The sequence below is a fragment of the Mycobacterium sp. 1245852.3 genome (assembly GCF_001669335.1).
GTDB classification, from domain to species: domain Bacteria; phylum Actinomycetota; class Actinomycetes; order Mycobacteriales; family Mycobacteriaceae; genus Mycobacterium; species Mycobacterium europaeum_A.
Window position 1 is genome coordinate 1 of record NZ_LZLL01000503.1, and the last position, 10,296, is coordinate 10,296.

Here is a 10,296-nt window from a genome sequence, read left to right on the forward strand (position 1 = left end):
CAGCCCCAGGCTCGCGAACTGCGGCGTGGGATACCAGGCACCACCGGCACCGGCCGTGCTACCACCGGGACCGGAGATCAGCTGCTGGGCGATCGACGACCAGAAGCTGGTGATGCCGTTCGAGAAATAGGCGAGGCCCGTGGTCTGCTTCAGCAAGGTGCCGTACATGCCGGTGTTCAGGCCCGCGTAGTTGTTGGTCGGCGTGGGCAGCCCGGACTGCAGGAAGCCGTCTATCAGATTCTGCAGCCAGGTGAACGGTCCCGGCTGCGACGCCGTCGTCGTCGAGGCCTGCGTCACCGCCTGCGTGGTGGCCGTCAAGGCTTGCGGCGTCGCCAGCTGCGAGGTCGTCTGGGCGGTGTTGCCCGCCGGCTCGGCGACGGCCTGGGCGACCGCGGCGGCCTGGTTGGAGTCGGCCTCGGGCGTGGTGGTGTTGGGCGGCGACGTCAGCGGGGTCAGCTGCGAGGCCGCCAACGACGAAGCGGCGTAGCCGTACATCGCGGCGGCGTCCTGGGCCCACATCTCCATGTACTGCGCCTCGGTGGCCGCGATCGCCGGGGTGTTCTGCCCGAAGAAGTTCGTCGCGACCAGGGTCGCCAACAGCACCCGGTTGGCGGCGATCACCGGCGGCGGCACCGTCATCGCGAACGCTGCCTCAAACGCGGCGGCCGCCGCCCGGGCCTGGCCCGCCGTCTCCTCGGCCTGCCCGGCCAGGACGCTCAACCAGCTCACGTACGGCGTCACCGCCGACAACATGGACGCCGAGGCCGGCCCCACCCACGGCGCCTGGGTCAGTTCCGAAATCACCGACGTGTACCCGCTCGCGGCACTGCCTAACTCGGCGCCCAGCCCATCCCAGGCGGCGGCCGCGGCCATGAGCGGACCCGACCCCGGACCCGCGTACATGCGACCGGAGTTGATCTCCGGCGGAAATGCCCCGAAGTCCATGGTTACGAAGCACCGGGCTCGAACGACATGTATCCCCTCGCAGGTGATCTCTTGGCGATGACCATCAGAATTTGCTTGCTCGGAAGGCTAAATGGCCGCGCCGCCCCGCGCCGCTCCCGCGATGCCGCCGCAGCTGCGGCCGGCCAGGCGCCGGCGGCGCGCTCCCCCGTGGCGGTGCCATCGGGGCGCCCCCGGGACGCGTCGCGCCGGCACCGTCGTTACCTGCGGGAACACCCCGTCAGGAGGTGCCCTCAGCGGCGCCTGCGGGTGAGTCCGCGGGCGGTGGCGGCGGGGCCGCGCCTACGCGAAAAGCCCAGCGCGGGATAAAAATCCGGCCGCAGATAAAGCCCGCTGGAGATTCGCTGGGGCGTGCCCGGATGCGACGTCCGGGCACGCGGAAACGCGCCCTGCCGCCGGTGCTTGGCGACAGGGCGCGTCCTGGTTTTGCGCCAGAGTTGCTGGGGCCGAAGCTATCCCGCGAAGGGTGGCCGGGCCATGACGGTGGGCCGGAATCCGTACTTGGGACCCGCCACCCCGTGCCCGCCGGCACCGGCGCCGGCCAGCGGCATGCCACCGAGCAGATTGCCCGGCCCGCCGGCGGCCTCGGGAGCCGCGCTGATGCTGCTGACCGGAATCGCATGCCCCAGCGCCGGCGCCGCCGGCGCCCCCGACCAGGCCACCGGCACCGACAACTTGCCACCCACCGAGGCCGCGCTGCCCAACGCCGCCACCGGGTGAGCCGCCGCAGCACCGCCACCCAACATCCCACCCAGACCACCAAGCCCAGGCAACGCCTTGGCCGCCGCCGGAGCCGCCCCACCGATCGCACCGACCGACTTGGCGATCTGCGTAAAGGTGTTGGCCATACCAGTACTGAAGTACGGCAGACCCTCGGTGTTGTAGAAGAGGCTGGCGAAGGGGCTGTAGCCGTTCACGGCCGAGCCCAGGCTGGTCGGCAGGCTGGTCTGCCCGGTCAGCAGGAACCACAGCTCCGACAGCGGATCCGTGGTCGCCTGCGTCGCGGCCTGGGTCGTGGCGTTGGTCGTCGTCTGCGCCGCGGGCTGCGCCAGGGACTGCAGGGCCTTGGTGGTGTTGGTCGCCGTGGAGTTGGCCGTGGCGTTGGTGACCGCCGCGCCCTGGGTGGCCTGACCCGACGGGTTGGCGACCTCCGGCGCCTTCTGGAACTGCGCCACCTTCGTCGCCGAGGCCGACTGGCCCGCATAGCTGTACATCGCGGCCGCGTCCTGCGCCCAGTACTCGCCGTACTGCGCCTCCAGCTGCGCGATCGTGCCCGTGTTCTGCCCCAGCACGTTGGTCTGGATCAACTGCTGAACCAGGGCGCGGTTGCTCGCGATCACGGGCGGGGGCACCACCGAGGAGAACGCCGTCTCAAACGCCGCCGCGGCGGCATTGGCCTGCGTGGCCGCCTCCTCGGCCTGGGCCGCGGTGATGCTCAACCACTCCGCATACGGAGTCGCCGCCTGCACCATCGCCGCCGAGGCGGTCCCCGTCCACTCCTCGCTCGACAGCTGAGTCACCACGTTCTGGTAACTCAACGCGGCCGACTGCAACTCCGCGGCAATCGCATTCCACGCCGACGCCGCGGTGGTAAACGACTCCGAACCCGGACCGGCATAGATCCGCGCCGAATTGATCTCCGGCGGAAGTGCTCCGAAATCCAACATCATCGACTCCTTAACCAGTCGCGGCCGCGTTGGCCGCCTCAGTCACCGCGTAGGACCCGGAGCTGGTGCTCAGGGTGTTGACGAACATTTCGTGGATCGCCGCCGCTTGCGCGCTGACGGCCTGGTACATCTGGGCGTGCGCCGCGAACTGCGCCGCCGTCAGTGCCGACACCTCGTCGGCAGCGGCCGGCACCACCCCCGTCGTCGGGGCCGCGGCGGCGGCGTTCTGGGCGCTCAGCGTTGAGCCGATGGTTTGCAGGTTGCCCGCTGCGGCTGCCAACGCCTCGGGCTGCGTGGTCACGAAGGACATCTAGCTTCCTTCCCCTTCCGTGGGACTCATCTGGGCTGGTGGTTATCCGGCCGAGGGTGGCCGGGTCAGCACGCTGTAGCGGAACCCGTATTTGTTGACGTAGCCGGCGGCCGCGCCGCGCCGCCCGACCGACCCGACCGGCATGCCGCGCAGCAGGCCGTTGGCCGGTGAATTCGCTCCACCGTTCGCCACCGCCTGGATGGGGGTGAACTCCTCGGACACCGCCGCCGGGGTCACCGACGAGGTCAGCGTCGCCCAATGCTGGGGAACCGAGAGCATCCCGACCCGCGCGGCCTGCCCCGTCCCGGCGGAGATCGCGCTCACGTGGCCCACCCCGCCCAGGTTGCCCAGCCCCAGGCTCGCGAACTGCGGCGTGGGATACCAGGCACCACCGGCACCGGCCGTGCTACCACCGGGACCGGAGACCAACTGCTGGGCGAGCTGCGACCAGAAGGCCACGATGCCGTTCGAGAAGTAGGCAAGACCGGTGTTCTGCTTGAGCAGCACGGTGTAAAGCGTGGGATTCAGCCCCAGGTAGTTGTTGTCCGGGGTGGGTAGCCCCGAATTCAGGAGGTCCTGAAGGGTGCTCGACAGCAGTCCCGGATTCGACGTGGCCGCGCTCGTTTGGGTCGCGGCCTGAGTTGTGCTGGCGGACAACGCTTGTGGGGAAGCCAGCTGGGAGGTCGTCTGCGCGGTGTTGCCCGCCGGCTCCGCAACCGCCTTGGCGACCGCGGCGGCCTGGTTGGAGTCGGCCTCGGGCGTGGTGGTGTTGGGCGGCGTCGCGAACGGGGTCAGCACCGACGCGGTCGCCGACGCGGCGGCGTAAGCCATCATGGCCCCGGCGTCTTGCGCCCACATCTCCATGTACTGCGCCTCGGTGGCCGCGATCGCCGGGGTGTTCTGCCCGAAGAAGTTCGTCGCGACCAGGGTCGCCAGCAGCACCCGGTTGGCGGCGATCACCGGCGGCGGCACCGTCATCGCGAACGCCGCCTCGAAGGCCGCCGCGGCGGCCCGGCCCTGCCCCGCCGTCTCCTCGGCCTGCGCGGCCATGGCGGTGAGCCAGCTCACGAACGGGGTGATCGCCGCGACCATCGACATCGACGCCGGTCCCACCCATGGCCCGCTGGTGAGCTCGGTAACCACCGAGTTGTAGCCGCTGGCCGCTACACCCAATTCCGCCGCAATCTCGTCCCAGGCAGCGGCGGCGGCCATCATCGGCCCCGACCCCGGACCCGCATACATGCGACCGGAATTGATTTCGGGCGGTAACGCCGCGAAGTCAAACACCGTGTCCTCCTCAGTCGGCCGGGACCGCAGGCGATCTCGGCTGTCACGTAGGAATCAGTGGTGGCCGTGGTCACGGCTCTGTAGACGACGCCACCGGTTGGCCGCTGCACCCACGGGAGTCACCAACGGAGCCCCTTCGCCCCGCAACCCCATCAGCCGGGCGGGCCGGCGCATGCTGACCAGTGGACCGCGTCCGCAAAGCTGGTCTGCCACCGCGCTTCTCGGATGTCTGGTCAGGAAAGACATGCACCTTCTGCCTCGGCTAATCTCCCGCTATCAGCAACCGAGCGACAGCTCGCGTGTGCCCGAACTGCCGCCCGGCACTGAGATTAGTTCGTTATGAAGCAAACACCGACACGCAAAGGCACCTGTTCATCAATGGCCAGCCACTGTTCATTCCCGGTCGGCGGGAGTTCATACACGGCAATGGATTGTTCACTCGCCGTTTGCTTAACGCCCACGGCGGCACCGCCCGGTCTTCTCGGGCGGTCGAGGCGTCAGTCCTCTTCGAGGATCAGCGCCATCTCGGGGCACGATGCGACGCCGTCGCGTGTCGATTGCTCGTCCTCGGGCCTGACTTCGTGCTCCTCGAGGATCGAATAGCCGGACTCGTCGATCGGGAACAGGTCTGGGTCGACGGCGTAGCACTGGGCGTGGCCAACACATTTCGACTGGTCCAGACGAACCCTCACGAGGCTTCCTCCCTAGCCGGCACGGCGCGGCCGTAAACGTCTTCGCAAGCAGGCGAGCTCGCACTTCACGGTGCGGTCCCCAGATTAGTCGGTCGGTACAGTGTCGGAGGTGTTCGCCGATCGCTTTCGCGCCCAAACCCGGTTCAGCCCGGGCGGGCGGATCCGTGTTCCGTTGCCCCGCATGCGATATTGACGAACCGATGCAATATTGATGTGCCGCCAGGTGTTGGTATCGACGAATTCCGACATTGACGCACTCGCGTCGGAGCTATTTCACCCAAGACAGACAACCGGAGATCGAAGCGCATGAGCGAGGGCCAGCAAGGGTCGTTCTACCTGCCCCGCCTTGATTTCGCCACGTTGCCGATGACCGAGGACCGGGGTCTGGGTTGGAAGACGCTGCGCGACGCCGGACCCGTCGTGTTCATGAACGGCCACTACTACATCACCCGCCGCGAGGATGTGCTGGCCGCCCTGCGCAACACCAAGGTGTTTTCGTCGACGATCCTGCAGCCGCCCGGCCACCCCTTGCCGGTGCTGCCGTTGGCTTACGATCCGCCGCAACACACCCGCTACCGCCAGATCCTGCAGCCGTACTTCAGCCCGCACGCGTTGGGCAAATCACGCCCGGTGCTGCAGCGCCACGCCAGCGAGATGATCGCGGCGCTGGCCGGGCGGGGCGAGTGCGAGGCGATGGCAGACTTCGCCAACCTCTACCCGTTTCAGGTGTTCCTGGACCTCTACGGCCTGCCGGTCGAGGATCGTGACCGGCTCATCGATTGGAAGGACGCCGTCGTCAGCGACAAGCCCTTCGTCACTCAGAGCGACATAGAGAAATCCGAGCAGTTGCTGGCGTACCTGGCCGACGTCATCGCGCAGCGCCGGCAAAACCCGCAGTCGGACATGTTGTCGCAGGTGATCACCGGCAAGGGCAACTTCACCGACCTCGAACTGCTCGGCATGACCCATCTGCTGATCCTGGCCGGTCTGGACACCGTGACCGCGGCGATCGGGTTCTCGCTGTTCGAATTGGCCCGCAGACCGCAGCTGCGCAAGGAGCTGCGCGACAACCCCAAGCAGATCCGGGTCTTCATCGAGGAGATCGTCCGCCTCGAGCCGTCGGCGCCGGTGGCACCGCGGGTCACCACCCAGTTCGTCGAGGTCGGCGGCATGACGCTGCCGCCGGGCACGTCGGTGCGGCTGTGTATGGCCGCGGTCAATCGCGACGACAGCGACGCGATGTCCACCAACGAGCTCAACATGGACGGAAAAGTCCACCGCCACTGGGGCTTTGGCGGCGGACCGCATCGCTGCCTGGGCTCTCACCTGGCGCGCATCGAGCTGACGGTGATCGTCGCGGAATGGCTCACCCAGATTCCGGATTTCGAGCTGCCCGAGGGCTACTCCCCCGTCATCAATTACCCGTCGAAGAGCTTCGCGCTCAAGGAATTGCCGCTGCGCTGGGGCTGACTCCCGGTGTGACCGGTCAGCCCCGGCGCAGCGGCCGGTACCTACTCGGGCCCTACTTGCGCAGCTCGGTCGCGGCGACCTGGACGAACACACCGGTGTCCTCGGCCATCAGCAGGCCTCGACCACGGGGCAGCGGGCCACCCTTCATCTTGCCGCGGATGAATCCCTCGTCCGGGTCGGCGTCCATCACCAGCAGCGGGGCGTTGGCCTGGGCCAGGGCCCGCAACATCGGGTCGCTGCCGGCCGACGACCAACCACCGAACGTGCGCGTGACGATCACGTGCAGGCCGACGTCGGCGGCCCGGGTCACCCAGGGGGCGGCCTTGTGCAGCGGCGAATCGAAGCCCGCGGGCAGCTGCTGGATGTCGTCGACGATCAAGAAGATCTCCGGTCCGCTCCACCAGTTGCGCGACAGCAACTCTTCGGCCGACAACCCCGGCGGCGGCTCGCGGCCGGCCAGGACCGCGGCCAGTTCACCCATCATCGCCTGCACGCCATCGAGGTTGTAGGCGAATTTCTCCACGTAGTCGGCGCCGAGCGTGGTCAGCAGCTGACGGCGCGGGTCGACCAGCCACACCTGGGCCGAAGGCTGGCCCGCCGGCGGCGGCGGGGCGCTGGTCGCTCCCGGCGCGTACAGCCGCCCGATCTCGGACATGATGGTGGCCAGCGTCGTGGTGCGCCCACACTCGCGCCGGCCGGTCACCATCAGGTGCGCGTTCTCGGCGAAGTTGAGATACACCGGCGACAGGTCCAATTCCGAGATGGCCCAAGCGATTCCGCCCGCACCGACGCCCTGACGGGTGTCGTGTGCGGCCAGCTCCCGAAGCTGTTCCACGCCGAAGGTGGCCGGCAGTCGGCGCACCGGCGGCGCCTGGCCGCTGGCGATCCGGCTGACGGCTTCGACGATGCTGTCGGACTCGAACCGATTGTCCGGCGTGCTGGCCAGCGCCGGCCGCGCCACCAGGGTGTGCAGACCGGACTGCGGGTCGGCGTCGAGGCGCACGTAGTTGACCGCGACCATGCCGCGACCGGGCTTGACCGGAACGTCCTTGGCGAACCGCGAACGCACCAGCTTGGCGTCTTCCACGGCGGCCAGCCGCAGCTCGACCCGGGACCCGAAACCGCTGCGCACCGGCGGCCGCAGCTCCGATTCGCGGTCGGCGGTGACCACCACGTGCACCCCGAACGAGGGGCCCTGGTTGATGATCACGTTGACCTGCTCGATCAGCACCTCGTTTTCCTCGGCCAGCGCCCGGTAGTTGTCGACCACCAGGTAGACGTCGCCGAACCCGTCGTTGGGGACCGGGCCGGGCTCGTTGCCGAACTTGCGCCGCCGGAACACCTCCATCGAGGCGATCCCGTACTCGAGGAAGCTGCGCTTGCGCTCCCGCACCAGGGCCAGCAGTTCGGCCACCGTGCGGCGAACGCCGTACGGGTCGGTCGGGCCGGCCACCTCACCGACGTGCGGCAGGCGGGCGACCGTGGTCAGCGCGGTGCTGCTGTAGGCCAGGCAGTAGAACTGGATCTGCTCGGGCGTGTGGGTCAGCGCCGCCGAGCAGATCAGCGTCTGCAACGCCGTCGTCTTGCCCGAACCACCGGCGCCCAGGATCAGCACGTTGGCGCCGGGGCCCGACGTGTCGACCGTCCACGGCGGCTGGTCGTGCTTGAAGGGGCGGTCGATGATCCCGATCGGGAACACCAGGTCCTGAGCGGTGCCGTAGTCCTGCTGCCAAGGGCGGCCGAGGAACCGGTTCACCAGTTCGTCGATGGCGACGGGCTGGTTCAGCGGCGGCTGCCACAGCCGGTAGGGCTGGAAGTCGATCTTGCGCAGCTGGTCGATGATGACGGTACCGACCTTGGGCGTCCTGATCCCTTCGGCGTCGTCGTCATCGCCGCCCTCGACTTCGACCGGCAAGCCGTCGGCGGGGATGGCGGGCGCGATGACCTCGGGTCCCCCGACGCTGACTTCCAGCGGGGTGAACGAGTTGGTGAACAGCTGCGGACGGACGTAGTCGATGCTGTGCACCAGCGCCGGCGCCTCTTCTCCGTCGTCGGTCAGCCCGCGCGGGAAGTAGTCCCGCCACAGGAATTCGGCCTGGAACCGGGTGATGTCCTCCAGGCTGCGGCGGAAGTAGCCCAGACCGGCCTGGGCGGGCAGGTTGACCGCGTTCGGCACGCCGGCGGCCTGCGCCGCACCGGCGGTACGCGCCTTCAGCACCAACCGGTAACCCATGTTCTCCATGAGCTTTTCGGCACGGCTCTCGATGGTCTGCGACGCCATCATCAGGTGGATCCAGTACGCGCGGCCCTGCCGGCCGATCGAGTCGAGGACGTCGACCGCCGTCGGCATGATGCGGAACCATTCGTAGAACTCGTCGATGACGACCACGAGCATCGGCAGCGGGGCCATGTCCTGGCCACGCGCCCGCATCCGGCTGCGCACCGAGTTGTATTCCTTGGCGTCGTCGACGCCGGCGCTGTCGCAGATCGCCTTGCGGCGGGCGATCTCACCCCACAGTGCGTCCAGGAAGCGCTCCATCAGCGCCTGGTCTTCTTCCAGGTCGGTGATGATCCGGGACACGTGCGGCACGCCGGCGAACGGCTTGACCGCCGACCCACCCTTGAGGTCGGCCAGCACGAACTGCAGCTCCTCCGGCGGGTGGCTGAGCATCAGCGACTCGATCACGGTACGCACCAGGGTGGATTTACCCGAACCGGTCGTACCGGACATGACACCGTGGGGGCCGTCGCCACCTTCGTCCAGCGATTTCATGTCTAGGAACAGCAGCTCGCCGTTGTCGGAGCGAACACCGAACGGCGCCCGCAACCGCGACCGGCCCATCGTGTCGTTGCGGCTGCCCCACAGCGCCTCGAAGTCGATGCGGCCGGGATCGTCGATTCCGTAGTAGGACAGGATGTCTCGGGCGCCGATGTGCGCCACCCGCTGGCCGATCTCCTCGTACGCCTCGGCGAGCCGCCAGCGCGCCAGCTTTTGCGCGAACTCCTCGGCCTCGGCGGTGCTGATGTGGTCGGTGAGCGCGAAGAACCAGGGCTTCTCGTCGATCACCATCCAGGTGTCGCGGTCGCGGGGCAGGGTCTCGATCACACCCTTCTCGTCGAAGCGCAGGGTGCGCTCCGGGACCGCACTCCACATCGCCGAGCCGGTGAGGTCGAAGAACGTCACCCCGTCGACACCTTCGCCGCTGATCACGTACTCCCATTGCGGGTCAACGGCATCGGCGATGATCACGGTGTGCGGCGTCGGGGTCTGGGCAGACGAGCTGGCGTGCCGGGGCGTGAAAGAACCACGGCCGGCGAACAATTCGGCCTGCTCGGCGGCGAACTCGCGCACCGAGCTGTACACCATCCGGGCGTTGCCCGCGGCGTCCTGGCGGCGCGGGTCACCGAAGTGCGGCAGCCATTTCACCCAGTCCCATTCGTCCACGTTGGAACTGACCACGATCATCCGCATGTGGTCGGGCCCGTGCGAGAAGGCCAGCTGGCAGATGATCGCCCGCATCAGCCCCGCCACCTGCTCGCGGTCTCCGACCAGCGAGTACCAGGGCTCGACGAGCACCGAGATCATCTTGGGCAGGTTGTAGACGACGCTTTGATAGCGACCGAATTCCTGCAGCGCCTTGCCGGTCACCGGCTCCAGCTCGATGTCGGTGGGCATGTTCTGGGGCTCACCCCAGGTCACCTCGGGGCGGGTCATGCCGACGCCGACGCGGACCACGCCGAAGTTCAGGTCCTTGCCGTCGGGCTTGCGTTCCCACATCCGCGACGACCCGACCGCGGCGGCCAGCGTGGTGGGCGCCGGGTGGAACCACCGGTAGTTGGCGTCCATGCTGTCGGCCGACTCGTGGGCGGTCTCGCGCAGCATGTCCAGCATCAGCATGAACTGGGC

Annotated in this window: 7 protein-coding genes; 1 reads left to right on the forward strand and 6 read right to left on the reverse strand. The window is 68.5% G+C overall.

Going from position 1 to position 10,296, the window contains the following annotated elements:
• The 5 genes from A9W96_RS32830 to A9W96_RS22420 form a co-directional block, all read right to left on the reverse strand.
• Nucleotides 1–945 (reverse strand): PPE family protein (locus A9W96_RS32830; protein ID WP_067143174.1); only part of this gene is annotated, 945 nt, incomplete at its 3' end.
• A gap of 470 nt (nt 946–1,415) precedes the next feature.
• The gene (locus A9W96_RS22405; protein WP_067143177.1) at nt 1,416–2,633 is read right to left on the reverse strand and encodes a PPE family protein; all 1,218 of its coding nucleotides are present in this window, start codon (nt 2,631–2,633) and stop codon (nt 1,416–1,418) included.
• 7 nt (nt 2,634–2,640) lie between these two features.
• Nucleotides 2,641–2,940, reverse strand: coding sequence for a PE family protein (locus A9W96_RS22410; RefSeq protein WP_067019979.1), 300 nt, complete (start codon nt 2,938–2,940; stop codon nt 2,641–2,643).
• Nucleotides 2,941–2,982: 42 nt separating this feature from the next.
• A complete protein-coding gene (locus A9W96_RS22415; protein WP_067143180.1) occupies nt 2,983–4,227 on the reverse strand; it encodes a PPE family protein in 1,245 nt (414 codons plus the stop codon).
• Between the two features lie 497 nt (nt 4,228–4,724).
• Complete coding sequence (locus A9W96_RS22420; RefSeq protein WP_066861425.1) at nt 4,725–4,919, reverse strand: ferredoxin; 195 nt, start codon at nt 4,917–4,919, stop codon at nt 4,725–4,727.
• A 306-nt stretch (nt 4,920–5,225) separates the two neighbouring features.
• On the opposite strand from A9W96_RS22420, the gene A9W96_RS22425 reads away from it, so the two are divergent.
• Nucleotides 5,226–6,389: a cytochrome P450 gene (locus A9W96_RS22425; RefSeq protein WP_067143182.1), complete on the forward strand. Its 1,164-nt coding sequence runs from the start codon at nt 5,226–5,228 to the stop codon at nt 6,387–6,389.
• Nucleotides 6,390–6,441: 52 nt separating this feature from the next.
• Here A9W96_RS22425 and eccCa read toward each other — a convergent pair.
• The coding region (eccCa, locus tag A9W96_RS22430) for a type VII secretion protein EccCa (RefSeq protein ID WP_067143185.1) at nt 6,442–10,296 on the reverse strand (3,855 nt) is incomplete at its 5' end.

Coding starts and splice junctions, on each gene's coding strand:
- A9W96_RS22410 (WP_067019979.1), bottom strand. CDS start 2,940: ATGTCCTTCGTGACCACGCAGCCCGAGGCGTTGGCAGCCGCAGCGGGC.
- A9W96_RS22425 (WP_067143182.1), top strand. CDS start 5,226: ATGAGCGAGGGCCAGCAAGGGTCGTTCTACCTGCCCCGCCTTGATTTC.
- A9W96_RS22405 (WP_067143177.1), bottom strand. CDS start 2,633: ATGATGTTGGATTTCGGAGCACTTCCGCCGGAGATCAATTCGGCGCGG.